This window comes from Oceaniradius stylonematis, assembly GCF_003149475.2.
GTDB lineage: Bacteria > Pseudomonadota > Alphaproteobacteria > Rhizobiales > Rhizobiaceae > Roseitalea > Roseitalea stylonematis.
In genome coordinates, this window is sequence record NZ_QFWV02000004.1 from 1,020,802 (window position 1) to 1,045,800 (window position 24,999).

Here is a 24,999-nt window from a genome sequence, read left to right on the forward strand (position 1 = left end):
ATCATCCACGCGCCTGGGCGCTTTTTCCATGGGGCGCACTGCCGCGCCGGTCGCGCCAGGCCCACATGGCGCGCTTTTCCAGTTCGAGAATGACCAGCACGGCGACGCCGACAAGGACAATCTGCAAGCCTTGCAGAAGCGACAGGGGCCGGGTGTCGAAGAAGGCTTCCATGAATGGTGCATAGGTGAACAGAAACTGCAGCGCGGTCACGGCTGTGATCGCGATCAGCACCGGCCGCGTGCCGAACAGGCCGCGCAGCGTCAGTGAGGGTTCGCCCAGATAGCGCACCGAGAACAGGTAGAAGATCTCCATCACCACCAGCGTGTTGACCGCGATGGTGCGGGCTTCCTCGACCGATGAGCCCTGCGCCTGTGCGAGCGCGAACTTGCCGAAGATGCCGGCCATGAACAGGACCGAGACGAAGCCGACACGCCACAGCACGAAGGGCGACAGGATCGGTTCGGAGGCAGGACGCGGCGCGCGCGCCATCACGCCCCTCTCGGCGGGCTCGAAGGCCAGCGTCATGGCGAGCAGCACCGAGGAGACCATGTTGACCCACAGGATCTGCAGCGGCGTGATCGGCAATGTCAGGCCGAGCAGGATGGCGGCGACCAGCGACAGCGATTCCCCGCCATTGACCGGCAACAGGAAGATGATCGCCTTTTTCAGATTGTCGTAGACCGTGCGGCCGGCTTTGACGGCGGCGGCGATGGTCGCGAAATTGTCGTCGGCGAGCACGATTTCGGAGGCTTCCTTGGCCGCCTCGGTGCCCTTCTGGCCCATGGCGATGCCGATATCGGCGCGCTTGAGCGCGGGCGCGTCATTGACGCCATCGCCGGTCATGGCGACCACGGCGCCGCCGTCCTGCAGCGCTTCGACCAGGCGGAGCTTGTGCTGGGGGCTGGTGCGGGCGAAGACATCCACTTCCGCCACCCGTTGGCGCAACTGCTCGGCGTCCAGCGTGTCGATCTCGGCGCCTTCCATGACCGTGGCGGTGTTGGCGAGCCCCAGTTGCCGGCCGATGGCGGCGGCGGTGCCGGCATGGTCGCCGGTGATCATCTTGACGTCGATGCCGGCGGCCCGGCATTCGCGCACCGCTTCGATCGCCTCCTTGCGGGGCGGGTCGATCAGGCCGACAAGGCCGACCAGCGTCAGGTCGGTGTCGACATCGCCGAAATGCAGTTCGCCATGGTCCCCGTGGGTCGGCTTGACCGCGATGGCCAGAACGCGCTGGCCCTGGTCCGCAACGGTAGCGGCCTGTTCGCGCCAATAATCGGCATCGATCGGCGCGTCGGTGCCGTCCTTGATGCGCTGGGTCCGGCACATGGCAAGGATGCGCTCCGGCGCGCCCTTGACGAAGATGGTCGCATGGCCATCGTGATCGTGGCGCAGGCTCGCCATGAAGCGGTGCTGCGCGTCGAACGGTATCGCATCGGTCTGCGGCTGGCGGGCCCGTTCGGCGTCCGGCTCGAAGCCGGCCTTGCAGGCAAAGGCGACGAGCGCGCCCTCCATCGGATCGCCGATCACCTGCCACTGGTCGCCGGCGCCGACGAGGTCGGCCTCGTTGCACAGGAGCGCGGCGCGGCCCAGTTCGGTCAGAACAGGATGGTCTGCGACGCGCGCTTCGGCGCCGTCCAGCACGAAGCCGCCATGGGGCGCATATCCGGTTCCGGTGACGCGGTAGGCATGGTTGGCGGTGATCACGCCGGCAACGGTCATCTCGTTCCTGGTCAGCGTTCCGGTCTTGTCCGAGCAGATCACCGAGACCGAGCCGAGCGCCTCGATGGCAGGCAGGCGGCGCACGATCGCGTTCCTCCGCGCCATGCCCTGCACGCCGATGGCGAGCGTCACCGTCAGGATCGCCGGCAGGCCTTCGGGAATGGCGGCGACCGACAGGCCGACCAGCGCCATGAACAGTTCGGTGAAGCCGTAGCCGCCGAGCGTCAGCCCGAAGACCAGGATCAGCGCGCTGAAGCCGACGATGAAGACCGTCAGCCACTTGGCGAACACCGCCATCTGGCGGATGAGCGGCGTCTCGGTCGAGGGGACGTCGGCGATCATGCCGGAAATTCGACCGATCTCGGTGTCCGCACCGGTGGCGATGGCGATGCCGCGTCCCTGTCCGGCCGCCACCATCGTCCCGGAAAAGGCCATCGAGCGGCGGTCGCCGAGCGGCGCGTCCGCCGCCACCGGACCGGTCGCCTTATCGACGGGCACCGATTCGCCGGTGAGCACCGCTTCCTCGATCTTCACGCCGCGCGTTTCGCAAAGGCGCAGATCGGCGGGAATGCGGTCTCCCGCCTCGACGATGACGATGTCGCCGGGCACGATGTCCTCGCCCGGAACGGTTCGGCGGCGGCCATCGCGCAGAACCGTGGCCCTGGGCGCCAGCATGTCGCGTATCGCCGCCAGCGCGCTTTCGGCCTTGCCTTCCTGGACGAAGCCGATGATGGCGTTGACCATCACGACCGCAAGGATGACGGCCGTGTCGATCCAGTGGCCGAGCATGGCCGTCGTCGTGCCGGCGGCCATCAGAACGTAAATCAGCACATTGTGGAACTGGCGGGCAAAACGGGCGAGGGGGCCCGCCCGCCTGGGTTCGGGCAGCCTGTTGGGCCCGTAACGTGCAAGGCGTTGCCGCGCACCGTTCTCGTCGAGCCCCTGCTCGACGCGCGTGCCGAACCTTGTCAGCGCTTCGCTGAACGGTTGGTCATGCCAACTCATCATCGTGTCCTTTGGTTTACCGTTGCGACCCGCTCAGCCCTTGGCGCCGTCCGCCTGTTCCCAGGCCGGCGGCCGCGTTGCGTGGGCGTTGACGAACGCTTCGAGATCCCTGACCGCGACGCGGAACTCCCGCCCGAGCTTCACCGCCCGCAGATCCTCGCCGTGAATCCATGCCCGCACCGTGGCCTCGTTCACCTTGAGCAGTTCGGCTATCTCGTGCGTTGTCATGAAGGGTTTGCTCAGCATCGATCGGCTCCACTGAAGTGATTTGAGCATCGGTCAGATCGTCTCAAGCCGCTTTGACACCGATCAAGACGGTTGACGATCGATGGGCCGGGACATGCAGGCGCGCGCGCAGGGTTCCGATGCATCGGGTCGTGCCGGTTGGCTGTTTTCTGTTTGCGTGCACTGCAGTATGAGGGGCTGAGGTCCCAACCCCGGAGAGACGCCCCGTGTCCCATAAAGTCCGCAAAGCCGTCATCCCCGTCGCCGGTCTCGGCACGCGCTTCCTGCCCGCGACCAAGGCGGTGCCCAAGGAAATGCTGACGGTCGTCGACAAACCGGTGGTGCAATATGCCGTCGAGGAGGCGCAAGCCGCCGGCATCGAGCACATCATCTTCGTCACCGGCCGCAACAAGAACGTCATCGAGGATCATTTCGACCACCAGTTCGAACTGGAGCACACGCTCGAACAGCGGGGCAAGGACGAGCCGCTGGCGATGCTGCGGGCCGACCTGCCGCAGGCGGGCCAGATCAGCTATACGCGCCAGCAGCAGGCGCTCGGTCTTGGCCATGCCGTGTGGTGCGCGCGCGAGATGGTCAGCGCCGGCGAACCCTTCGCCGTGCTTTTGCCCGACATGGTGATGACCGGCGATCCGGGCTGCCTGTCACAGATGGTCGAGGTGCATGGCGATCGCGGCGGCAATGTCGTCTCGGTGGAATCGTGCGATCCCGACCAGGCTCACAAATACGGCATCGTCTCGATGGGCGAGACGTTCGACGATGGCTCGTTCTCGATCACCGGTATGGTGGAAAAGCCGGAACCGGGCACCGCGCCGTCGACCTATTTCCTCAACGGTCGCTACATTCTCGATGCGTCGATCATGGGGCTTCTGGGCCGGCACGAAAAAGGCGCGGGCGGTGAAATCCAGCTCACCGATTCGATGCTGGCGCTGATGGACGCGCAGCCATTCTACGGCGTGCCGTTCAACGGCCGGACCTACGATTGCGGCTCGAAACTGGGCTTTTTGAGCGCAAACATCGCGCTCGGCCTTGCCCATGACGAACTGGGCGCGGATCTGCGCACCTTCATCAAGAGCCTCGATCCGTAAGGCCTATTCGGCGGCGATATCCAGATAGCCCATCGGATTGCGCGACTGCCAGTGCCAGGCGTCGGCGCACATGTCGGTCAGATCGCGCTGGGCGGTCCAGCCCATCAGCGCCCTGGCGCGTGACGGGTCGGCATAGCATGCGGCGATGTCGCCGGCGCGCCGTTCGGCTATCTTGTAGGGTATCGGCCGTCCGCTGGCGGCCTCGAAGGCGCGCACCATGTCGAGTACCGAATAGCCCTGCCCGGTGCCCAGATTGACCGCCGTGCATTGCGGTTCTTCGAGCATCTGCAGCGCGGCGACATGCCCTTCGGCCAGATCGCAGACATGGATGTAGTCGCGCACGCCGGTGCCGTCGGGCGTCGGGTAATCGTCGCCGAAGACGCTGAGGTACGGGCGCCGGCCGACCGCGACCTGGCTTATAAAGGGCATCAGATTGTTGGGCACGTCGGCCGGGTCCTCGCCGATCAGGCCGGACGGGTGGGCGCCAACCGGGTTGAAGTAACGCAGGATGGTGATCGCCCATTGCCGGTCGGCGTCGTAGAGCGCACGCAGCATGTTCTCGACCACCAGCTTGGTGTGACCGTAGACACTGGCCGTCGACAGCGGGTGATCTTCGGGGATCGGCAATTGCTGCGGGTCGCCATAGACCGTCGCCGACGATGAGAAGATCAGTTTCCTGACGCCGGTGTTCCTCATCGCGGTCAGGAGCCGCTCGGTGCCGCCGACATTGACCTCGTAATATTTGAGTGGCTCGGCCATGCTTTCGCCGACCGCCTTGTAGCCGGCGAAGTGGATGACCGCCTCGCAGCCATGCTCCGTGATCGTCTTTTCAAGCGCGCCGACATCGCGAATGTCGCCCTCGACGCAGGTCGCGGTCTCCTGAAAGAGCTGGCCGAGCCGGTCGAGCACGCGCGGCGAGGAATTGCAAAAATTGTCGAAAATGACGGGACGATGGCCCGCCTCGCGCAGCGCCAGATAGGTGTGCGAGCCAATATAGCCGGCGCCGCCGGTGACGAGAATCTTCATGACGGCTGCTCCTTGCGGTTGGGCCGGGGTTGCGGCCAGCCTGTCACGCAAGGGTTGAGAAAGGGTTCGCGGCGTGTGCCGGCAGGTGTGCCGCTATGACCGCCAGACCGCCGGCAGAGGCGCGCCGTCGCGCAGGATCGATAGCGCTGCGATCGCCAGTGGCCGCAAGCGGTAGGCGTCGGGCGCCATCAGCCGGACAACGCATTTGCCGGCAAAGGCGCTGACGCCAACCTGTAGTGCGCCGGCGGTCATCGGCGCGAGCGCGGCCCGCAGCCGTTCGGACAGGGCCGCCCGCTGTTCGTCGTCGCCGGGCGCGACATGGACCAGCGTGGCAATTGCCGTGCAGCCCGCAAGCGTTGCCGGGCCGTCTGCGAGCGCCGTGGCATCGCCATCAAGGCGCACATTGTCGGCATGGATCAATTGTCCGGCGCGGCGGATCCGCCAGCGGTCGCGCAGATGCGTGCGGCGCACCGTCTCTCCCATCGCCGCGCGGCCCAGCACCAGCGTTTCAAGCCCCACGAAAGCGGCGTCCGGGGCCATGTCGATCTCGATCGACCGGTCGAGCCCGCTGTCGTCGAAAAGGATCGTTTCCTGCGGCAGCCAGTCCAGTCGGGCGCCGGCGCCGACATCGAGCCGGGTCGTCTGCTGCGCTGTGCCGCCGGCGCTCTTGTAGATGCGCTCGCAGGCCTGGGTGGCGATCGCCAGATGCGTGCCCGCGCCCGCCGCCGCCGACCAGTCGAGCCGGTCGCCGCCGGTCAAACCGCCGGCGGTGTTGATCAGCACCGCTTCGAGCGCGGTCCCATAGGCTTTCGGGATGCGGATCTTCGCGTTGGCCTTCTGGTGGAGCGCGTCCAGCCGGGTCCGGCCGTCCGGGCCGGCCTTGACCGCGATCCGCCCGGCGCCGACCGAGCGCTGCATCGCCGCCGGTTCGATCCGGCCCTGTTCAACGGTCACCGGGCTGGCTTCCGTCGCCGATATGCCGTGTGCCGCGTTCGCGGGCCAGTTCCACCTGCCGCTGGCGTTCTTCGAAGCGGGCGCGGTCCGCTTCGCTCATCGTGCCGGCGCAATGGCCGCACTGGACGCCGGCCCGGTAATCGGGCGAACGCAGATCCTCGGGCGACAGCGGAGCGCCGCAGGCGCGGCACAATCTGTGGGTGCCCTGCGCGAGGCCCTGGCCGACCGAGACGCGCTCGTCGAAGACGAAACACTCGCCGCGCCAGGCGCTTTGCGCTTCGGGCACCGTTTCGAGATATTTCAGGATGCCGCCCTTGAGGTGGAAGACGTCGTCGTGCCCGAGCGATTTGACGAAGGCGGTCGCCTTTTCGCAGCGTATGCCGCCAGTGCAGAACATGGCGATCTTCTTGCCGCGCAGCGCATTTTCGTTGCGGCGCACCCAGTCGGGGAATTCGCGGAAGGTGGCGGTTTCCGGATTCACCGCGTTTTCGAACGTGCCGATCTTCACCTCGTAATCGTTGCGCGTGTCGACGACGATCGTGTCCGGGTCGGTGATCAGATCGTTCCAGTCCTCGGGCGCGACATAGGTGCCGACGATCCTGGTCGGGTCGGTGCCCGGCACGCCCATGGTGACGATTTCCTTCTTCAGCCGCACCTTGAGACGGTAGAAGGGCATGGTGTCGGCGAAGCTCTCCTTGTGTTCGAGGCCTGCCAGTTCGGGCCGGGCGCGCAGGAAGGCGAGCATCGCGTCGATGCCCGCGCGCGGGCCGGCGACGGTGCCGTTGATGCCCTCGGAGGCGAGCAGCAGCGTGCCCTTCAGGCCGGCCTTGCAGCACAGCTCCGCCAGCGGCTTTTGCAGCTCCCGGTACGTGTCGAGCCGGGCGAAATGGTAGAGGGCGGCGACGATGACGGGTTTGTCGGTCATGGCGGCGTTCTAGCGATTGATGGCGATGGCGGGAAGGGGTTCGGGGTTCCGGGTTTGTGTTGGCGTAGGGGTGCTCCTCACCTCCCCCTTGAGGGGAGGTCGGCGAGTGGCGAGTGTGAACGAGACAGAGCCGGGTGGGGGTATATGTCAGCTGCGGCCTTTGACTGTCACCCCCACCCGCTCGACCATCGCAGGCTCGGTCTCGCGTGCCTCCCCTCAAGGGGGAGGCGGGCATGTTCAATCCCTCCGCACCTCCTTTGGAAGCCGAGAGCATGAAACATCTTCAATCGCCCAAGGATTTGCGCTTCCCCTCGGGTCGAGCCCGAGGGTCAACGTGCGCCCTGGGCAAACGCAAAACGCACGTGGGCGCCAGCCCGCGCAAGATTTTGCGCCAGCTTCAAAANAGTCCAGAACAACGGGCGGTTTGGTGAGCCGCGATCCGNNNNTAGTTATGTAAGTTGCGGTCGCCAAACCGCCCGTCCGGCGGGCTTGCGGTGATCGTCATGTGAAGCGCCGGCGCGAGGCTCACGCCCTGCCGTGGCCGGCTGAACCTTTCGGATTGCCACAGGACCCGTGGCGTCCGGTTGGTTCGGTCGGCCCCGTCCGATCCTGATCGCCGGCCGGGTCTGGTCGAGGACAGGCGCGGACGGACACCGCACACCTTCATTCCGCCCTGCCGTGGGGGTTCATCACCCAGCAACGCGACCGCTCGCATCGCCCGGCAGGCCACCGCCGCGCCCGCCGAAGGTGGTGGCCATCCGACGTTCCGATGGGCGCGGTGGCAGGAGTATGGGGGAGGTGTGAAACGGTTGGACAAGTTTCCCGTCCGGTCCGACTTATCGAACCGCCCGCGCAGCGGCCAATACTGGACGCCCCCAGCCAGAGGAGCGAAAGGTGGCGGCATTTTCCGACGAGACCCTTCAGATCATCGAGCGCGTGGCGCGCGACAACGGCATCGAGCCGGCGGCACTCAAGGCGGTCGCCGAAGTCGAATCGGGCGGCCGGGCGTTTGCCTATGTCGGCGGGCGCAAGGAACCGCTGATCCGCTTCGAGGGCCATTATTTCGACCGGCTGGTCGGCGAACACCGACGTGCGGAAGCGCGGTCCGCCGGCCTTGCTTCGCCCCGCGCCGGCGCCGTCAAGAACCCGCGCGGACAGGCCGGGCGCTGGCAGATGCTGGAGCGCGCGGCGCGGATCGACCGGGCTGCTGCGCTGCAATCGGTGTCGTGGGGCATCGGCCAGGTGATGGGCGCCCACTGGAAGCATCTGGGCTTCGGTTCGCCCGAGGCGCTGGCACGCGAGGCGCGGTCCGGCATCGAAGGCCAGGTGCGGCTGATGCTGCGCTTCATCCATGCCAACCGGCTGACGTCGCTGCTGCATGCGCGCGACTGGGCCGGGTTCGCGCGGCGCTACAACGGCCCGGCCTATGCGAAGAACCGCTACGATGTGCGGCTGGCGGCGGCCCATGCGCGCCATCGCGACGGGCGTCCGTCATCCGTGCCGGCAACGTCAAAACGTGGTCGAAAGGGCACGCTGCTGCGGCGCGGCGACCGGGGTGACGCGGTGCGCGACATGCAGCGCATGCTGACCGCGGCGGGCCATCCGTTGCGCGCCGACGGTGTGTTCGGCCTGCGCACCGAAGCGGCGCTGCGCGCGTTCCAGAGCCGTCACGGGCTCGCCATTGACGGCATCTACGGTCCGGCGAGCCGGGCCGCGCTGTCCGATGCACTGCCGAAATTCGGCTCGTGGCGGGGTCTTTTGACATTTGTGGCGCGGCTGGTGGCCGCGTGGTCCGGCCTGCGGCGCTCCTGACGGACGCATGGACAGGGATGTTCAACCGATTTAAAGACAGCGGGATATAGCGGGTTTCGGGGAAGGGAAGACAGACAATGGGTCAGAACGTAGCGGCGCTTGCGCCGATCATGACCGGCCAGCCGGTGATCCCGGTGATCGTGATCGAGGATGCGGGCAAGGCGGTTCCGCTGGCGCGGGCGCTGGCCGCCGGCGGGCTTCCGGCGGTCGAGATCACGCTGCGCACCGAGGCGGCGCTCGATGCGATCGAGGCGATCGCGTCCGAGGTTCCCGAAGCGGTTGTCGGCGCCGGTACGGCGCTGAACGCCAAGCAGTATGAGGCGTGTCGGGCGGCCGGCGCGCGCTTTGTCGTCTCGCCGGGTTTCACGCCGGAGCTTGCCGAAGCGGCGGACGGCGCCAACGTGCCGCTCCTGCCGGGATGCGTGACGTCCAGCGAGATCATGGCGGCGCTCGAAGAGGGCTACACCCATCTGAAGTTCTTTCCGGCCGGACAGGCGGGCGGCGTTGCCTATCTGAAGGCGCTCGCCTCGCCCTTTTCCGCCGTCCGGTTCTGCCCGACGGGCGGCGTGTCGCCCGACAATGCCGGCGATTATCTGGATCTGCCGAACGTTGTGTGCGTCGGCGGCTCGTGGGTGGCGCCCAAGGAGGCCGTCGCGAGCGGCGACTGGGACCGCATCACGGCCCTCGCCAAAGAGGCGGCCGGGCTGGGGTAACGCCGTCTTACCTCCCCCTTGAGGGGAGGTCGGCGATCGACGAGCGAAGCGAGACAGAGCCAGGTGGGGGTAACACCCACCGATCGTGCCCAATTGTGACCCCCACCCGATCAGCGGCCCTTCGGGCCGAGCCCGAAGGTTGCTTCTCTTGCCTCCCCTCAAGGGGAAGGCGGACAAATCATTCTTCAGACAACGAAAAAACCCGGGATGTTGCCATCCCGGGTTTCGCGTGTCGGACAGTCGCTGGCCTCAGAGGCGGCCGGCGCGCTGCTGCAGCATGAGGAAGGTGTCGAAATTGTATTCCGACAGCTGCATCCACAGATAGGCGTCCTTGCGGTAGCCCATGTAGCTGTCGTGCACCTTCTTGAACATTTCGTTCTCGGCGGCGATTTCCGCATAGGTCTCGTTGGCCGCCTCGAAGCACGCTTCGAGGATCTCCTGGCTGTAGGGGCGAAGCTGCGTGCCCGACGCCGCCAGTTCCTTGAGGACCTGCGGGTTGAGCGTGTCGTAGCGCGCCATCATCACCGAGTTGGCCATGGCGGACGCGTTCTTGACGATGCCCTTGTAGGTGTCCGGCAGCGCGTTCCAGGCGTCCAAATTGATCATGTTGAGAAGCGCGACGCCGCCTTCCCACCAGCCGGGATAGTAATAGTACTGGGCGACCTTGTTGAAGCCCAGCTTGGCATCGTCGTACGGGCCGACGAATTCGGCCGCGTCGATCGTGCCGCGCTCGAGCGCCGGATAGATGTCGCCGCCGGGCAGGCCCTGCGGAACGACGCCGATGCGCTCGATGATGCGGCCGCCGAAGCCGCCGATGCGGAACTTCAGGCCCTGCATGTCTTCAAGCGTGTTGATCTCGTTGCGGAACCAGCCGCCCATCTGCGCGCCGGTGTTGCCGGCGGGGAAGGCGATCATGTTCTGCGTGGCGTAGAATTCGTTGAGCAGTTCGAGACCGCCGCCCTCATAGAGCCAGGCATTGGTCATGCGCTGGTTCAGGCCGAACGGCACGCCGGTGCCGAAGGCGAAGGTCGGGTCCTGGCCCCAGAAATAGTAGGAGGCGGTGTGCGCGCACTCGATCGTGCCGGCGGTGACGGCGGCAGCGCCTTCCAGCGCGCCGACGATTTCGCCGGCGGCGAAGACCTGGATGTTGAACTTGCCGTCGGTCATCTCGCTGACGGCATCGGAGAACACTTCCGCCGCACCGTAGATCGTATCCAGCGCCTTGGGGAAACCGGACGAACAACGCCAGGTGATGCTCGGCATTTCCTGCGCGATGGCGGGCGCTGCCAGGGTGGTGGCGGCTGCCGCACCCGCGCCGGCGACGCCGGCCTTTTTGATAAATGAACGACGATCCATATGATCCTCCCGTGAACACAATGGGTCGAAGGCGGCAAAATCTCCTCTCGCCATCTTCAACAAGCCGCAAACTTGCAGCTTTCGCGTGCGCTGTCCACTATCGGGACCCCAACTGGTCAATATTTTTTTCCACTTAATCGATTTGGGTGCAGGAGCCCGGACTTCGAGGGTTATTCCGTCCGGCCGGCAAACCGATTATGGGGGAAGCGAGCCGGCACCGGATGCCGGCCCCGATGCTCGTGACCATGAAGCGGAGCCCCCATGCAGCCTATCGTTGCCGTCGTCTGCGATGTCCGGCAGTTCGACACCTATACCTGGCACGCAACGCCGGAGACCTATCTGACGGCGGCGATCGAAGTGGCCGGCGTGCTGCCGCTGATGGTGCCGGCCTTCGGCGAGCGGATCGACATTGACGGGCTGCTGAGCCGCGTCGACGGCGTGATGCTGTCGGGCTCGAAGTCGAACGTTCATCCGGGCCTTTACGGCGCCGAGCCGGGACCGGCCTACGAGCCATACGATCCGGCGCGCGATGCGACCAGCCTGCCGTTGGCGCGGGCGGCGGTGGAGACGGGCGTGCCGTTGCTTGCCATCTGCCGGGGGCTGCAGGAGCTGAACGTGGCGCTCGGCGGGACGCTCGCGACCGAGATCCAGGAGCTGGACGGCCGCAGGGACCATCGCGCACCGCAGCACGAGGATCACGACGAGCGCTTTGCCATCGTCCACGATGTGGCGCCCAGGACGGGCGGATGTCTGGCGTCCATCGTCGGCGGCGGTCCGGTGCCGGTCAATTCGCTGCACCGGCAGGCGATCAGCGCGCTGGCGCCGCGGCTTCAGGCGGAGGCGGTCGCAGAGGATGGCACGATCGAGGCGGTTTCGGTGATCGACGCACCCGGCTTTGCGCTCGGGGTGCAGTGGCACCCGGAATATTGGGCGAAGTCCGACACGCCCTCGCGGCGGCTGTTCGAGGCGTTCGGCGAAGCGGCCCGCGTCCATGCGGGCGGGCGGCTGGCGGCGGCTCAGTAGGCGGCCAGCGACACTTTCACATTGTCCGGCTCGACCACTTCCCAGGCAAAGCCGTCGCCGGGGGCAAGGCGCATCAGGGGCGTTCCGCGATGGTCGGTGACCGTCACCGTGCCGCGGCGCGATTCCTGCCAGGCGCGGGCGCGGGCGAACAGTTCGCCCAGGCGCGCGCAGGAGGAGCCCGGTTCGACCCGGTGCACGTCATAGCCGTCGGCGCGATGCAGGGTGAAACTGCAACTGATGTTGGTGCGGTGATCGAGCGCCATGAAACGGTCGCCGCCGGCGGCCGCGGCCGATGCCACCGATGCGGTCGTCACCGGATCGATGCCGGACGGCGCCGAGCCGGGCGCGCCGGCACCCGCCGCGATAATCATCGCAGCGGCACCTGCCACGGCAAACCCGTTCAGCCATTGGGTCGTGTTGAACCGCATCGCATTGCCCCCTTGATCGGTGCGGCGAGCATGATCGGTCAGGGNCACCGGCGTCAGAGGCGCGTCGCCCGCGAACCAGGCGGCGAGATTGTCGATGACGAGTTGGCCCATGGCCTGCCGGGTGGCCACCGACGCCGAGGCGACATGGGGCAGAAGGCAGGTGTTGGGCGCATCGAGCAGCGCCTGCGGCACGTTCGGCTCGTCCTCGAACACGTCGAGCCCGGCGGCGGCGATCGCGCCGGTGTGCAGGGCGTCGGCCAGCGCCGTCTCGTCGACCACCGAGCCGCGTCCGACATTGATCAGGACGCCGTCCGGCCCGAGCCGCTCAAGAATGCCGGCATCGATGGCATGGCGCGTCTCCGGTGTGCCGGGCGCGACCGAGATGAGCGTGTCGCAGGCTTCGGCCAGATCGGCGAGGCTGGCATGATAGGGGTAGGCGACATCGGCGCGCTGCGAGCGGTTGTGATAGTGAATCGCGACGCCGAACCCCTCCAGACGCCGCGCCACGGCCAGGCCGATCCGTCCCAGCCCGAAAATGCCGACGGTGCGGCCGCGCAAGGTCAGCGGCGTCAGCGGATAGTTGCCCTCGGTCTGCCATTTGCCGGCCCGCAGCCAGGCTTCGGCACGCGGCAGTTCGCGCAGCGTGTTCAGGAGCAGGCCGATGGCGGTGTCGGCCACCTCGTCGTCGAGCACGTGCGGCGTGTGGGTCACGATGACGCCCCGGCGGGCGGCGTGCGCCGCATCGACATGGTCGTAGCCGACGCCGAACGAGGAGACGATCCGCAGGTTGGGCAGCGCGTCGATCAGTGCGGGCGTCACCGGCGACATGAGCGTCGCGAAAGCCGCGATGCCGGCGCGCGCATCTTCGTCCATCGCCATCACCTCGCCGGGCTCGGCGACGACGCAGTCGAAACGCTCGACAAGCCGTTCGCGCGTCCAGGAATGGCCGCGACTTGAGACGAGCACGCGCCCGTTCCGCCGGTCCGGCTGCGTCATCGTTCAGGTCTCCACGGGATGGGTCGTCGATTGGCGCACATGCAGTTCGGGCCGGACCAGATGCAGCGTGCCCTCCAGCGACTTCTTGCCCTCGATCCTGTCGAGCAGCGCACGGGCGGCGTCGCGGCCGACATCGCGCTGGCCGTTCCACACCGTCGTCAGGGCCGGCGTCGCGATCGAGGCTTCCTCGAGATCGTCATAGCCGGTCACCGAAATGTCGACGCCGGGCGTCAGGCCGGCGCGGGCGATGCCGTTCATCAGGCCGATGGCGACCAGATCGTTCCAGCAGACGGCGGCGGTCGGCCGGTCGCGCAGGGCGAGGAACTGGCTGGCCGCCTCGAAACCGGCCGCTTTGGTGCGCGGACCGGGAATGCGCCATTCGGCTTCCACCGGAAGGCCGGCCTTTTCCATCGCTTCGCGATAGCCGCGGAAGCGGTCACGGCCCGTCGAGGTCTTGTCCGATCCGCCGATCATGGCGATGCGCGTGTGGCCGAGCGAGATCAGATGGTTGGTGGCAAGGCCGATGCCGAATGCGTCGTCGCCCCTGAACACCGGCACATCCGCGCCCTCGACCGAGCGCGCGATGAAGACGAAGGGCAGGCCGTTCCTGATGCCCAGTTCGATGTCCGAAGGCGGGGTGTCGATGGCCGGCGACATGATCACGCCGTCGGCGCCGAGCTGCATCAGCGTTTCGAGAAAGGCGCGCTGCTTGTCGACCGAGTCATAATGGTTGGACAGAAGGAAGGTCTGGCCGGAGCGGTCGAGCTCGGTCTCGATGGCGCGCAGGATTTCCGCATAGAACGGGTTCATGATGTCGTGCACGACGACGCCGACAATGCCGGATTTGGAGGTGCGCAGGCTGGCGGCGCGGCGGTTGTAGATATAGCCGATCTCCAGCGCATGGGCCTTGACCCGTTCCTTGGTGGCCTCGGCGACAAGCGGGCTGTCGCGCAGGGCCAGCGATACGGTGGCGGTCGAAACGCCGAGCGCTTCGGCAATGGTCGACAGTTTGATCTTCTGCAAGGCGCGCCCTTCAAGGAGCCGTTTAAACCGGTGAAAGACGTTTAAATGGCTTTAATCGGGCGGTAAAGGGCGCTGCGGCGCGTCAGTCCCGTTCGCTCTGTTCGTCCTCGCCGGTGTCCTCGCGGACGATCAGATTGCCCTCGATCTTGCCGAGGATCTTTTCGAGCTGCTTGCGCTCTTTCTTCTTCAGGCCCTTGAGCGCCTGTTTCTCGGCTTTGGCGATGGCCTTTCCCATCACGCCCAGAACGTTGCGCCCCGCCTCGGTCAGTTGCACGAGAACCTGACGGCCGTCCTCCTTGGACGCGGCGCGCGCGACAAAGCCTTGCTCCTCCAGACGTGTGATCGTCTTGGTGATGGTCGGCGGGCGGACGTCGAGGGCCCTGGCGAGGGCGCCGGGGGTCATCGGGCCGCCGGTCGCAAGCGCCTCGATGATCTTTTCCTGGCCGGCGTAGAGCCCGGTCTTCAGCAGATGGCGGGCATAATGGGTCCGGCCATGGCGTGCCACGTCCTGAAGGCGCGCCAGCAAGCTGCCGCCTTCGGTCTCTTCGGCGGGGATGTAGAACCGATTCATGGCCGCACGATAAGCCGCCGGGCAACCGCCGACAAGCAAAGCCGGCAAGGTTGGCGCTTGGCCGGGAGCTGGCGATGCCGTAACGCTGGACGAACCGGTCGGGTGAACCGTTTGGAGGACTTCGGATCGATGAACGACGGCAAGGGGCGGGCGCTCTGGATCCGACATTCGCTGGCCGCGCTGGTGCCCGACGGCGTCGATGCGCGCGGCGGGCTGCTGGTCCGGGACGGGGTGATCGAGGCGGTGATCGGCGCCGGCGAAACACCGGCCGAACCGCATGACGTGTTCGACGCTTCGCGCCATGTCGTGCTGCCCGGGCTGATCAACACCCATCATCATTTCTACCAGACGCTGACGCGCGCCCATCCGGCGGCGATCAACCGGGAATTGTTCGACTGGCTGAAGGCGCTCTACCCGCTCTGGGCGCGGCTGACGCCGGACCATCTGCGCATCGCCACCCGGCTGGCGCTGACCGAACTGATGCTGTCGGGCGTCACCTGCGCGTCGGACCATCATTACGTCTTCCCTGACGGGCTGGACGAGGCGATGGACATCCAGGCCGGGGAGGCGGCGGCGCTCGGCATGCGGATCGTGCTCAACCGCGGCTCGATGAACCTTTCGGTGCGCGATGGCGGCCTGCCGCCGGACAGCGTCGTTCAGGATGCCGACACGATCCTCGCCGACTGCGAGCGGGTGATCGGCCGCCATCACGATCCGGCGCCGGGCGCGATGACGCAGGTGGCGCTGGCGCCATGCTCGCCCTTTTCGGTGACTCGGGAGCTGATGGCCGAGACCGCCGCGCTTGCCGGCCGCTGCGGCTGCGCGCTGCATACCCATCTGGCCGAGACGTTCGACGAAAACGCGTTCTGCGAGGCGACCTATGGCTGCCGGCCGGTCGACTATCTGGAAGAGACCGGATGGCTGACCGACCGGACATGGCTGGCCCACGGCATCCATTTCAACGACGAGGAGATGGCGCGGCTCGGCCGCGCCGGCGTCGGCGTCTGCCATTGCCCCACCTCGAACATGGTGCTCGCCTCGGGCCAGTGCCGGACGCGCGAACTGGAGGCCGCGGGCGTTGCGGTGGGCCTTGGCGTCGACGGCTCGGCCTCCAACGATTCCTCCAATCTGATGGAGGGCGTGCGGCACGCGCTGATGATCGGCCGGCTGACCTACGACGCCTCTCTGACCCATCTGGACGCGCTGCGCTGGGCGACCGAAGGGTCGGCGCGGTGCCTGGGACGAAGTGACATCGGCACGATCGCGCCGGGAAGGCAGGCCGACCTGGCGCTGTTCACGCTCGACGAATTGCGCTTTTCGGGCGCGCACGACCCGCTGGCCGCGCTCGTTCTGTGTGGCGCGCACCGGGCCGACCGGGTGATGATCGCCGGGCGCTGGACGGTCGAGGACGGCGCGCCGGTGGGCGTCGATGTCGCGGCGCTGCGGTATGCCCACGGTCAGGCGGCGCGGGCGTTCATGCACGGCTGACCCCGCCGCGCGGCGCCCTATATGCCTTGGCAAGCGAGGGACCATGACACAATCGGTAGCGATCATCGGCGCCGGGCTGGCCGGCGCGGTCTGCGCGCGGGCGCTGGCCGATGCCGGGCTTGCGGTGACGGTTTTCGAGAAATCGGGCGGCACCGGCGGGCGCCTGTCGACCCGGCGCAGCGCGGCCGGCAGCTTCGATCACGGCGCACAATATCTGACCGGGCGGAGCGCGCCGATGCGGGCGTTGCTGGACCAACTCGGCGAAGAAGGCGCGGTGGCGCCGTGGACGCCGGAAGGCAAGGACCGGCCGGGCGACTGGCATGTCGGGCTGCCCGGCATGAGCGGGTTCGTCAAGCCGCTGCTCGGCGGCATCGATGTGCGGCTGCGCACACGCATCGACGGCATCGGTTTCGACAGCCAGGGCCAGGTCCGCGTGACCGGCGCCGACGGGCTCGACCACCGCTTCGGGCGGGTGGTCGTCACCGCGCCGGCGCCGCAGGCGATGGCCCTGACCGCGCCGCTCGACCGCGGTTTCGAAGCCTTGCGCGATATCGTCTACGCGCCGTGCTGGGCCGGCATGTTCGCCTTTGCCGAACCGGTCGCCGATCTGCCCGACCTGACGCGCGGTGACGATCACGGCCCGGGCGCGCTGATCGTGCGCAATTCATCCAAACCGGGCCGGGACGGCGCGACCTTCGTCGTCCATGGCGGCGGCGCGTGGAGCGCGCAGCATCTTGAGCATGAGCCGAAGGCGATCGTGCCCTATCTGCAGGGCGCGCTGGAGCGCTGCGCCGGGCAACCCTTGGCACCGGTCCACGCGACGGCGCATCGCTGGCGTTATGCGCGGGTTGACCGGGCGCTCGGCGAATCCCATCTGGTGACGGGCTGCGGCCGCGTCGTCGTCTGCGGCGACGGGCTGGTCGGCGGCCGGGCGGAAGCGGCGGCGCAAAGCGGATGGGCGGCGGCGGCCGCGATATTGGACCGATAGATGCCGCCTGGCGGCGGACGAACGAGACTGAAGGGTTGGGGACCGGACAATCATGGACACGCTGACCCGGATGCGCGCCTTCGTGGCGGTGGTCGACAATGAGGGCTTTTCGGCGGCGGCGCGGGCACAGGGGCGCTCGAAGGCGCTTTTGTCGAAATATGTGCGCGAACTGGAGGACGATCTGGGCGCGCTTCTGCTCAACCGGACGACCCGTCAGTTCTCTCTGACCGAAGCGGGCCACACCTATTATCGCCGCGCGCTCGATCTTCTGCGCGAGTTCGACGATCTGCGGGACGAGATACGCGACACCCGATCCGATCTTGCCGGACCGATCAAGATTTCCGCGCCGCGTTCGCTCGCCGATGCGGCGATCGGTCAATCGCTGGTCGATTTCGCCGTGGCCCATCCGGAGATCAGGCTCGATATCGATCTCGACGACCGGTTCGTCGATCTGGTCGAGGAGGGGTTCGATCTCGCCATCCGCATAACCCAGCTGGAGGATTCGACGCTGATCGCGCGCCGGCTGAACCCGTTCCGGCTGGTCCTTTGCGCCACGCCGGCGGTGATCGAACGCCATGGCACGCCCGAATCGATGGCGGAGCTGGCCCGGCTTCCGTTCATCGTCGACACCAATGCCCGGCGCCGCAACATCATCCCCTATCGCGACGATGACGGGCAGGCCACCTCGGTGACCGTGGACGGGCGGATCAGCGTCAACAGCCCGCTGGCGGTCAGAATGGCGGGTCTCGCCGATCTGGGCTTTTTCGTCTCGCCCGACTTCATCGTCCTGGAGGATTTGCAGGCAGGACGGCTGGTCGAGCTGATGGCCGGCCAGCTCGAAAACGATGCCGGCATCTATGCGGTCTATCCGCACCGGCGCTATCTGCCGGCCCGGGTGCGGGCGCTGGTCGACTATCTCGCCGACTGGTTCAAGTCCAACTGCCGGACGCCGCGCCGCAACGGGGCGTCATAATTCGGCCCGCTTCGCGTGGCGCAAACGATCCGTGCCGGATCAGGGGTGACGTGATTTGACCCGCCAGACGATGTTCGCAGCCTTTTTGGCGCCGGTGGCGTTTGCCGTGCCGGCGACGGCGCATGCCCATCCGCATGTCTTCGCAGAAGCGCGGCTCGAAGTGACGGTCACGCCGCAGGGCATGGTCGACCGGCTGCGCCATGTCTGGCGTTTCGACGATCTGTTTTCATCGACGGTGCTGTTCGAATTCGACACCGATTCCAGCGGCGCGCTCGAGATTGGAGAGCTGGAACAGGTGGCCGAGGTGATCGTCACATCGATCGCCGAGTTCGGCTACTTTCAGTCGGTGACGGTCGGCACCAAGGAGATCGCGATCGCCGAGGTGACCGACCTGCGCGTCGACATGGTCGACAACCAGCTGCTCGTCCTGTTCACCTCGCAGCCGTCCGAGCCGGTGGCGCTGGCGGACAATCCGTCCTTTGCGGTCTATGATCCGACTTTCTATACCGCGATCGATTTCTACGAGGACGNAGAACATGGTGCTGATCGGCGCGCCGGCGGGCTGCGGGCACCAGATGGTGATCCCCGATCCGGACGAGGCGATCGCCCAGAACCAGGACACGCTGACCGAGGCGTTCTTCAACGAGCCGGACGGCAATGACTGGTCGAAGATCTTCGCAACGCGCATGGAAGTGCGTTGCTCGTGAGACGCGCGGCAACCATCGCACCGGCGGCCCTGATCGTGCTTGTCGCGGCGGTCGGCATGGCGGCGGCGCAATCCTCGCTCGGCATTGGCGTCGCCGAGCAGGCGCCGGCGTCCGACAGCGGCCTGTTGGGCGGCTTTTTTGCCTGGATCGCCACCCGGCAACGCGAATTCTATGACGCGATGCGCGCCGCGCTGACCGCCATGCGCGATGGCGGCCCGGGCGCATGGCTGCTGGTCGGCCTGTCGTTCCTTTATGGCATTTTGCACGCAGCGGGGCCGGGCCATGGCAAGGTGGTGATCTCGTCCTACATGCTTGCCAACGAGACGGCGCTCAGGCGCGGCATCGCCCTGTCGTTCTCCGCCTCGCTCGTGCAGGCGCTGTCGGCCATCGTGATCGTCGGCCTCGGCTTTCTGGTGCTGCGGCAACTGGCCGTTAGCCAGACCGACACGACCCGCTTTTTCGAGATCGCATCTTACGGGCTGGTGGTCGCGCTGGGGCTGTGGCTTCTGGTGCGCAAGCTGCGCGCGCTGCGCCCGGCGGCGCCGAAACCTGCTGCCCTGTCTTCGGCGGCCGTGCACGATCATGGTCATCATCATCACAACCACGACCGTCACGCACATGATCACCATCATCACGATCATGCGCCGGGCGAAGTGTGCTCGACCTGCGGTCATGCCCACATGCCGATGCCCGACCAGCTTTCCGGCCCGATGAAGCTGCGCGATGCGGCGGCGGTGGTCCTGTCGGTGGGGCTCAGGCCCTGTACCGGGGCGCTGATCGTGTTGACGTTCGCCTTCCTGAACGGGCTGTGGGCCGCCGGGCTCGTCTCGGTTCTGGCGATGGCGCTCGGCACCGCGATTACCGTCTCGGCGCTGGCGACGCTGGCGGTGACGGCGAAGAATGTGGCGCTGCGGATGTCCGGCTCGTCTGCCCTGTCCGGCCCGGTGAGCCACGCCATCGAGATCGGCGGCGCGCTTCTGATCATCGCCATGGGCGTGATCCTGCTGGGCGGCGCGCTCGGCGCCTAGGGAAGTCTCCTCAGCGCAGCTTGCGGCGCGCGCGGCCCCGAAGCCACAGACCCAGAAACGGCAGGACAAGAACGGCGGCGACCGCCGCGCCGGCGGCCCAGGGATTGTCGCCGCCGATGGCGGTCATGATCGCCGGCAGGAAATAGAGCAAAAGCGCGAAGCCGACGAAGATGCCGCCGGCAATGAGCAGCGTGCCGCGATCATATTCGGGCGGTTTGGGCGCGCCGTTTTCGTCGTTTTCCGGTGCGCTCACAGCGTCCAGCCTCCGTCGATCACCATGGTGGCGCCGGTCACGAAACCCGCTTCGTCCGACGCCAGATAGACGGCCATATCGGCGATTTCGCGCGGCTGCGCAATGCGGCCCATGGGCTGGCGCTGAAGGAACAGGTCGAACGCGGCATCATAGCCGCCCATCTGTTCGCCGAGCGCTTTCATGCGCTCCTGAAGCGAAGGCGAATCCACCGTGCCCGGACAGATGGCGTTGCAGCGCAATTGCCGGGCGGCGAAATCCGCGGCGATCGCCTTGGTCATGCCGATGATCGCCGCCTTGGTCGCGCCATAGACATAGCGGTTCGGCGCGCCCTTGATGGAGGAGGCGCCCGAGGACATGTTGACGATCGATGCGGTGGAGCCGGTCTGTTCGGCGCGATCCAGCATGGCCGGCAGGAAGGCGCGGATCGTTCGGTGCATCGATTTCACGTTCAGATCGAACGAAAAATCCCAGTCATCCTCGGTGCAGTCGAGCACCGTGCCGTGATGGACGAAGCCGGCGACATTGGCGAGCACGTCGACGGCGCCGATCTCGGCCGCATAGGCGTCGACCGCCACCGTGTCGGTGACGTCGAGCACGCGCGCATCGGCAAAGGCCGGGTTGGCCAGCTTGGCCGCGTCGAGATCGCTGGCGAAGACCCTGGCGCCCTCTTCGGCGAAACGGTCGGCGATCGCCTTGCCGATGCCCTGTCCTGCCGCCGTGACGACGGCGATCTTTCCCTCAAGCCTGCTGGGCATGAATGTCGCTCCTGATCTCCTCGAGCCGGCGCTTCTGACCGCCGTCGGCGTCGAAGTTTGCCGGATCGAGCCAGCGTTCCATCGCTTGTTTGGCCGCCGGCCATTCCCTGTCCAGCATGGAATACCATGCCGTGTCGCGATTGCCGTAGGGCTTGACCTCGTGCTGGCGGAACACGCCCTCGAAGGTGAAGCCGAACCGCCGCGCGGCGCGGTGCGAGGCCGCGTTGGCATTGTTGAGTTTCCACTCATAACGCCGGTAGCCCAGATCGTCGAAGACGCGGCGCGCCATCAGGTAATGCGCTTCGGTCGCTGCCGGCGAGCGCGCCATCGGCGTGCCGTGGGCGACGGCGCCCACCTCGCAGACGCCGTTCTTCTCGTCGATGCGCATATAGCTCGCCATGCCCATCACATCTTGGGTCTGCCGCTGCGTGAAGACGCAGGTGACGAAGCCGCCATGGTCGTTCAGCGCTTGGATGGTTGCGCCCAGATCGGCGGCGCTCTCCATGCGCGGCCAGCCGAAATGATAGAGCAGATCGTTGGTCGTCATGCCACCGAAGGCGGTCCAGAGCCTGTCCTGATGGGCGGCGCGGTCGAACGCAACGATCTCGACATGGCGGCCGGCCATCGGCCTGTTCGTCGGCCGTTCGCGCGGGGTCCAGTCCGTCAGGTCGGTGATCATGGGCGGCGTGTCCGGGCTTGCTTGACTTGCAATGCGCGGCACCTCATGCCGGGCGCTGGAGGAAGCCATGCACGACATCAATCCCTTCTTCAACCGGATGGGCGAGGAAAACGCCTTTGCCGTTCTGGCGCGGGCGACACAGCTTGCCGCCGAGGGCCGCGACATCATCAATCTGGGCATCGGCCAGCCCGATTTCGCGACGCCGGCGCACATTGTCGAGGCGGCGGTCAAGGCGCTGCGCGACGGCGCGCACGGCTATACGCCGGCCAACGGCCTGCTTGCGACGCGCGAGGCGGTGAGCCGGCGCATCCACGCGCTGACCGGCGCCGACGTGTCGCCGGAAAGCATCATGATCACGCCGGGCGGCAAGCCGGCCATGTTCGCCGCCATCCTGATGTTCGGCGCGCCGGGCGCCGAGATCCTCTATCCCGATCCGGGCTTTCCGATCTATCGCTCGATGATCGAGGCGACCGGCGCGACGCCGGTGCCGGTGCCGATGCGCGCCGAGAACGGGTTCGCTGTCAGTGCCGACGAAGTGGCATCGCTGATCACGGATCGAACGCGGCTTTTGATCGTCAATTCGCCGGGCAACCCGACCGGCGGGGTGACGCCGCCCGCCGAGATCGAAAAGCTCGCCGCGCTGCTGGACCGGCACCCGGACATCGCGATCCTGTCGGACGAAATCTACGATGTGATGACCTATGATGGCGAAGCGCACACATCGCTGCTGGAATTTGACGGCCTGCGCGACCGGCTCATCGTGCTCAATGGCTGGTCGAAGACCTGGGCGATGACCGGCTGGCGGCTGGGCTGGTCGGTCTGGCCCGAACCGCTCTACAACGCGGTGCGCAAGCTGGCGGTCAATTGCTGGTCCTGCGTCAACGCGGCGGCGCAGCATGCCGGGATCGCGGCGATCGACGGGCCGCAGGACGATGTGGCGGCGATGATGGCCGCCTTCGACGCGCGGCGGCGTTTCGTGGTCGAGCGGCTGAACGCGATGGAGGGCGTCACCTGTGCGACGCCCAAGGGCGCGTTCTACGCCTTCCCGGACATTTCGGCGACCGGCTGGCAGGCCAAACAGCTTGCCAGCGGGCTTCTGGAGGAGGCGGGCGTCGCGCTGATCGGCGGGCCGGATTTCGGCATCCTCGGCGAGGGGTTCGTGCGCGTCTCCTACGCCAATTCGCTGGCCAACATCGAAGCCGCGCTCGACCGGATGGAGGCGTTTCTCAGCCGATGAAGGCAGGGCCGAGCGCGAAGGCGGGCACGGCGTGAACGGCGCGGCCGGCGGCGATGTGGGCGACGCGCGGCGCGAACGGGCTTGCCAGAAGGGTCAGTCAGCCGGGAATCGCCGGGTTTGATGCGGTGGAAAAGAGCGTGTCGAGCGGGATGGATGGCCCTTTCTTGCCAATGTCAAGATGGAGGGCGGCACGCATATTGCCGGCTTCAAGACAACGTTTTGACACTGTCCAGATCGTCGCCTAGACTAGGGTCAGGACCCATTAATGTGATTGAAATGGCGGTCGAGATGGCAAGCAATACAAGAAAAAGCACGAAGAGCGGGGTCCGTCCCCCGGTCGAGAGCTTTGACGCGGTAGGGCGCGGCCATATCGACCGTCCTTCGGATCGGGCGGATTTGCACGGCCTGCCGTGTCGCAAGCCCTTGAAAGTCGGAAGACTTCCTGCGGCCTTGCTCCGTGCATCCGCACAAATTCGCCACGACCAATTCAACCAGATTAATGGGTCCTGNCGCTGCTGGCCGCGGCCGAAATGGAGTTGACCGAGAAGGGCGAGGACGGGTTCTCGCTGCGCTCGACGGCCAAGCGCGCGGGCGTCAGCCATGCCGCGCCGGCGCACCATTTCAAGGATGTCACGGCGTTGCTGCAGGGCCTGGCGCAGCGCGGCTTCGAACGGCTGACGGCGACGATGAAGGAAGAGCAGGCCGAGGCGGGCGACGATCCCGAAGCGCTCTATGTGGCGGCGGGTGTCGGCTATATCCGCTTTGCGGCCGAAAACCCGGCCCTGTTCCAGCTCATGTTCGGCGGGCGGTCACACCATGGCGTGCCGACGGAATTCGCCAAGGCGGCCGATGCGAGCTTCTCGGTGCTGGTCAACGCGGTCGCACGTCTGCGCGGCGCGGACGCTCTGAAGGCCGAGGAAGGCTGGCGCGATGTCGCGGCGGCCTGGATGATGCTGCACGGCTATGCGCATCTGGCGATCGGGGGCAAGCTGGGCTGGCTGACCGGCCAGCCCTTCGACCGGCAACGGCCGGTGATCGCGGACCTGGCGCGGCGGGCGCTGCGGCTTTGACCGGAGGGATTGGGATCAAAAAAGCGGGCGACGGATCCTCTTGGATCGATCGCCCGTTTTCCGCAGGGCCGGGGTGGGAGGAGGAACCCGACCTGCTTTATGCCCATGTATCATGATGGACCCGATGCGTTAACGAATGGTTAACGCGTGCAGCGGCCCGGTTTGCACGCAATGCGACAGAAGGCTGGCATGGCCCGTCCGGCCATGCAGCACGATGGGATTGTGCCCGCTACGCGGTCGCGCCGGCGATCGTCGCCTCGATGTGATCGACCAGCGGATCCGGCAGCTGCAGGCGGCCCGCGAGCATGTCCAGATAGCCGCGCTCGGCGCGGGTCCTGGGTTCGATGGCGAGCCTTGAAGCGGTGTAGAGTTCGACGCGCTGCGCCTCGGTCCGGGCGGCTCCGACGATCGAATCGAGATCGACGGGCTTGGCGAGTTCGGCGCGCACGAAGCTCTGCTCGTCATCGTCGATGCCGCTGACCGCCAGCTTGTCGATGATGCGGGCGCGTTCTTCATCGTCGATATGGCCGTCGGCGCGGGCGGCGGCGATCATGGCGCGCACCAGGGCGAGCGGGAACTCGCCGTCCTGGCTGTCGGCCTCGATGTCGAATTCCGAGCCCTGGGGCGGCGGCAGCACCTCGGGCTCGGCGGAGCCGGCCTGTTCGACGGCGCGGCCTTCCTTGTAGTTCTTCCAGGCGGTGTAGGCGAGACCGCCGACGGCGGCCGCCGCGCCCAGCTTGACCGCCGAGCCGGTCAGCTCCCGCCCGACGCCGGTGCCCAGAAGGACCGCCGCGATGGCGCCGGTCGCCAGCGGATTGTCTTTCGCCATCTGCCCGGCCTGCCCCGCCCGCTCACGCACGGTTCCGCCGGCGCCGGGTATCCGGCTTCCCAGAAAATCGTTGAGCAGCTTTTTGGGGTCGAGCATGGGTTCCTCCTTT

At 67.0% G+C, this 24,999-nt stretch carries 22 protein-coding genes and 2 pseudogenes; 11 read left to right on the forward strand and 13 right to left on the reverse strand.

The genetic code is table 11. The annotated features are described in order from the left end of the window. Position 1: 1 nt before the first annotated feature. Both DEM25_RS08545 and DEM25_RS08550 read right to left on the reverse strand, forming a co-directional pair. On the reverse strand, positions 2 to 2,725 hold the full coding sequence (locus tag DEM25_RS08545; protein WP_196780307.1) for a cation-transporting P-type ATPase: 2,724 nt from the start codon (positions 2,723 to 2,725) through the stop codon (positions 2 to 4). Positions 2,726 to 2,758: 33 nt separating this feature from the next. Further along, positions 2,759 to 2,971, reverse strand: a complete 213-nt coding sequence (locus DEM25_RS08550; RefSeq protein WP_109765265.1) for a helix-turn-helix domain-containing protein — start codon at positions 2,969 to 2,971, stop codon at positions 2,759 to 2,761. Positions 2,972 to 3,177: 206 nt separating this feature from the next. Here DEM25_RS08550 and DEM25_RS08555 point away from each other — a divergent pair, with 206 nt between their 5' ends. Next, positions 3,178 to 4,056 (forward strand): UTP--glucose-1-phosphate uridylyltransferase, encoded by an 879-nt coding sequence (locus DEM25_RS08555; RefSeq protein ID WP_109765263.1) that lies wholly within the window; start codon positions 3,178 to 3,180, stop codon positions 4,054 to 4,056. Positions 4,057 to 4,059: 3 nt separating this feature from the next. Here DEM25_RS08555 and galE read toward each other — a convergent pair whose 3' ends face one another. The 3 genes from galE to trhO all read right to left on the reverse strand — a co-directional run bounded on the left by galE (position 4,060) and on the right by trhO (position 6,961). Beyond that, the gene (gene galE, locus DEM25_RS08560) at positions 4,060 to 5,082 is read right to left on the reverse strand and encodes a UDP-glucose 4-epimerase GalE (RefSeq protein WP_109765262.1); all 1,023 of its coding nucleotides are present in this window, start codon (positions 5,080 to 5,082) and stop codon (positions 4,060 to 4,062) included. A gap of 93 nt (positions 5,083 to 5,175) precedes the next feature. Then, positions 5,176 to 6,036, reverse strand: a complete 861-nt coding sequence (locus DEM25_RS08565; RefSeq protein ID WP_439650660.1) for an urease accessory protein UreD — start codon at positions 6,034 to 6,036, stop codon at positions 5,176 to 5,178. Then, the gene (trhO, locus tag DEM25_RS08570) at positions 6,026 to 6,961 is read right to left on the reverse strand and encodes an oxygen-dependent tRNA uridine(34) hydroxylase TrhO (protein WP_109765260.1); all 936 of its coding nucleotides are present in this window, start codon (positions 6,959 to 6,961) and stop codon (positions 6,026 to 6,028) included. Before trhO ends, DEM25_RS08565 begins: the two co-directional genes overlap by 11 nt. A gap of 894 nt (positions 6,962 to 7,855) precedes the next feature. On the opposite strand from trhO, the gene DEM25_RS08575 reads away from it, so the two are divergent. Together DEM25_RS08575 and DEM25_RS08580 are read left to right on the forward strand one after the other, a co-directional pair. Then, a complete protein-coding gene (locus tag DEM25_RS08575) occupies positions 7,856 to 8,773 on the forward strand; it encodes an N-acetylmuramidase domain-containing protein (protein WP_109768566.1) in 918 nt (305 codons plus the stop codon). 77 nt (positions 8,774 to 8,850) lie between these two features. After that, a complete protein-coding gene (locus tag DEM25_RS08580) occupies positions 8,851 to 9,486 on the forward strand; it encodes a 2-dehydro-3-deoxy-phosphogluconate aldolase (RefSeq protein ID WP_109768567.1) in 636 nt (211 codons plus the stop codon). A 249-nt stretch (positions 9,487 to 9,735) separates the two neighbouring features. Here the strand turns inward: DEM25_RS08580 and DEM25_RS08585 are convergent, their stop codons facing one another. Beyond that, positions 9,736 to 10,842, reverse strand: coding sequence for a TRAP transporter substrate-binding protein (locus DEM25_RS08585; protein ID WP_109768568.1), 1,107 nt, complete (start codon positions 10,840 to 10,842; stop codon positions 9,736 to 9,738). A 261-nt stretch (positions 10,843 to 11,103) separates the two neighbouring features. Between DEM25_RS08585 and DEM25_RS08590 the strand changes: the two genes are divergently transcribed. Next, on the forward strand, positions 11,104 to 11,865 hold the full coding sequence (locus DEM25_RS08590) for a gamma-glutamyl-gamma-aminobutyrate hydrolase family protein (RefSeq protein WP_109768569.1): 762 nt from the start codon (positions 11,104 to 11,106) through the stop codon (positions 11,863 to 11,865). A gap of 440 nt (positions 11,866 to 12,305) precedes the next feature. Here the strand turns inward: DEM25_RS08590 and DEM25_RS18175 are convergent. The 3 genes and pseudogenes from DEM25_RS18175 to DEM25_RS08605 form a co-directional block, all read right to left on the reverse strand. After that, positions 12,306 to 13,289, reverse strand: a pseudogene (locus tag DEM25_RS18175) (2-hydroxyacid dehydrogenase); the annotation flags it as partial. A gap of 3 nt (positions 13,290 to 13,292) precedes the next feature. Then, the gene (locus tag DEM25_RS08600; protein ID WP_109768572.1) at positions 13,293 to 14,312 is read right to left on the reverse strand and encodes a LacI family DNA-binding transcriptional regulator; all 1,020 of its coding nucleotides are present in this window, start codon (positions 14,310 to 14,312) and stop codon (positions 13,293 to 13,295) included. Between the two features lie 82 nt (positions 14,313 to 14,394). Then, a complete protein-coding gene (locus DEM25_RS08605) occupies positions 14,395 to 14,883 on the reverse strand; it encodes a MarR family winged helix-turn-helix transcriptional regulator (protein WP_109768618.1) in 489 nt (162 codons plus the stop codon). A gap of 129 nt (positions 14,884 to 15,012) precedes the next feature. On the opposite strand from DEM25_RS08605, the gene DEM25_RS08610 reads away from it, so the two are divergent. The 5 genes and pseudogenes from DEM25_RS08610 (at position 15,013) to DEM25_RS08630 (ending at position 20,067) form a co-directional block, all read left to right on the forward strand. After that, positions 15,013 to 16,371, forward strand: a complete 1,359-nt coding sequence (locus tag DEM25_RS08610) for an 8-oxoguanine deaminase (RefSeq protein WP_109768573.1) — start codon at positions 15,013 to 15,015, stop codon at positions 16,369 to 16,371. Positions 16,372 to 16,414: 43 nt separating this feature from the next. After that, positions 16,415 to 17,359 (forward strand): NAD(P)/FAD-dependent oxidoreductase, encoded by a 945-nt coding sequence (locus DEM25_RS08615; RefSeq protein WP_158585215.1) that lies wholly within the window; start codon positions 16,415 to 16,417, stop codon positions 17,357 to 17,359. A gap of 52 nt (positions 17,360 to 17,411) precedes the next feature. Next, positions 17,412 to 18,332 (forward strand): LysR family transcriptional regulator, encoded by a 921-nt coding sequence (locus tag DEM25_RS08620; RefSeq protein WP_109768575.1) that lies wholly within the window; start codon positions 17,412 to 17,414, stop codon positions 18,330 to 18,332. A gap of 70 nt (positions 18,333 to 18,402) precedes the next feature. Then, positions 18,403 to 19,039: pseudogene (locus DEM25_RS18360) on the forward strand (DUF1007 family protein). Continuing rightward, complete coding sequence (locus tag DEM25_RS08630; RefSeq protein ID WP_439650661.1) at positions 19,030 to 20,067, forward strand: nickel/cobalt transporter; 1,038 nt, start codon at positions 19,030 to 19,032, stop codon at positions 20,065 to 20,067. The pseudogene DEM25_RS18360 and the gene DEM25_RS08630 overlap by 10 nt, the downstream one beginning before the upstream one ends. Positions 20,068 to 20,077: 10 nt before the next feature. Here the strand turns inward: DEM25_RS08630 and DEM25_RS08635 are convergent, their stop codons facing one another. The 3 genes from DEM25_RS08635 to DEM25_RS08645 are packed head-to-tail and all read right to left on the reverse strand — an operon-like array spanning position 20,078 to position 21,751. Then, positions 20,078 to 20,320: a hypothetical protein gene (locus DEM25_RS08635; RefSeq protein WP_109768576.1), complete on the reverse strand. Its 243-nt coding sequence runs from the start codon at positions 20,318 to 20,320 to the stop codon at positions 20,078 to 20,080. Next, positions 20,317 to 21,075 (reverse strand): SDR family oxidoreductase, encoded by a 759-nt coding sequence (locus DEM25_RS08640; RefSeq protein ID WP_109768577.1) that lies wholly within the window; start codon positions 21,073 to 21,075, stop codon positions 20,317 to 20,319. The genes DEM25_RS08635 and DEM25_RS08640 overlap by 4 nt, the downstream gene beginning before the upstream one ends. Beyond that, a complete protein-coding gene (locus tag DEM25_RS08645; RefSeq protein ID WP_439650668.1) occupies positions 21,059 to 21,751 on the reverse strand; it encodes a GNAT family N-acetyltransferase in 693 nt (230 codons plus the stop codon). The genes DEM25_RS08640 and DEM25_RS08645 overlap by 17 nt, the downstream gene beginning before the upstream one ends. A 70-nt stretch (positions 21,752 to 21,821) precedes the next feature. On the opposite strand from DEM25_RS08645, the gene DEM25_RS08650 reads away from it, so the two are divergent. Continuing rightward, on the forward strand, positions 21,822 to 22,991 hold the full coding sequence (locus DEM25_RS08650) for a pyridoxal phosphate-dependent aminotransferase (RefSeq protein WP_109768622.1): 1,170 nt from the start codon (positions 21,822 to 21,824) through the stop codon (positions 22,989 to 22,991). A 515-nt stretch (positions 22,992 to 23,506) separates the two neighbouring features. Beyond that, positions 23,507 to 24,061 carry a TetR/AcrR family transcriptional regulator gene (locus DEM25_RS08655; RefSeq protein WP_281004533.1) on the forward strand — a complete coding sequence of 185 codons (555 nt, stop codon included), beginning with the start codon at positions 23,507 to 23,509 and terminating at the stop codon, positions 24,059 to 24,061. Positions 24,062 to 24,290: 229 nt separating this feature from the next. On the opposite strand, the gene DEM25_RS08660 is transcribed toward DEM25_RS08655, so the two are convergent. Continuing rightward, positions 24,291 to 24,986, reverse strand: coding sequence for a tellurite resistance TerB family protein (locus tag DEM25_RS08660; protein WP_109768580.1), 696 nt, complete (start codon positions 24,984 to 24,986; stop codon positions 24,291 to 24,293). Between the last annotated feature and the right edge of the window lie 13 nt (positions 24,987 to 24,999).

What these genes read in the sequence shown, in the direction of transcription:
- DEM25_RS08590 (WP_109768569.1), top strand. Translation starts at nt 11,104, where the DNA reads ATGCAGCCTATCGTTGCCGTCGTCTGCGATGTCCGGCAGTTCGACACC.
- DEM25_RS08660 (WP_109768580.1), bottom strand. Translation starts at nt 24,986, where the DNA reads ATGCTCGACCCCAAAAAGCTGCTCAACGATTTTCTGGGAAGCCGGATA.
- DEM25_RS08585 (WP_109768568.1), bottom strand. Translation starts at nt 10,842, where the DNA reads ATGGATCGTCGTTCATTTATCAAAAAGGCCGGCGTCGCCGGCGCGGGT.
- DEM25_RS08640 (WP_109768577.1), bottom strand. Translation starts at nt 21,075, where the DNA reads ATGCCCAGCAGGCTTGAGGGAAAGATCGCCGTCGTCACGGCGGCAGGA.
- DEM25_RS08615 (WP_158585215.1), top strand. Translation starts at nt 16,415, where the DNA reads ATGACACAATCGGTAGCGATCATCGGCGCCGGGCTGGCCGGCGCGGTC.
- DEM25_RS08550 (WP_109765265.1), bottom strand. Translation starts at nt 2,971, where the DNA reads ATGCTGAGCAAACCCTTCATGACAACGCACGAGATAGCCGAACTGCTC.
- DEM25_RS08610 (WP_109768573.1), top strand. Translation starts at nt 15,013, where the DNA reads ATGAACGACGGCAAGGGGCGGGCGCTCTGGATCCGACATTCGCTGGCC.
- DEM25_RS08650 (WP_109768622.1), top strand. Translation starts at nt 21,822, where the DNA reads ATGCACGACATCAATCCCTTCTTCAACCGGATGGGCGAGGAAAACGCC.
- DEM25_RS08605 (WP_109768618.1), bottom strand. Translation starts at nt 14,883, where the DNA reads ATGAATCGGTTCTACATCCCCGCCGAAGAGACCGAAGGCGGCAGCTTG.
- DEM25_RS08580 (WP_109768567.1), top strand. Translation starts at nt 8,851, where the DNA reads ATGGGTCAGAACGTAGCGGCGCTTGCGCCGATCATGACCGGCCAGCCG.
- DEM25_RS08545 (WP_196780307.1), bottom strand. Translation starts at nt 2,725, where the DNA reads ATGAGTTGGCATGACCAACCGTTCAGCGAAGCGCTGACAAGGTTCGGC.
- DEM25_RS08620 (WP_109768575.1), top strand. Translation starts at nt 17,412, where the DNA reads ATGGACACGCTGACCCGGATGCGCGCCTTCGTGGCGGTGGTCGACAAT.
- galE (WP_109765262.1), bottom strand. Translation starts at nt 5,082, where the DNA reads ATGAAGATTCTCGTCACCGGCGGCGCCGGCTATATTGGCTCGCACACC.
- trhO (WP_109765260.1), bottom strand. Translation starts at nt 6,961, where the DNA reads ATGACCGACAAACCCGTCATCGTCGCCGCCCTCTACCATTTCGCCCGG.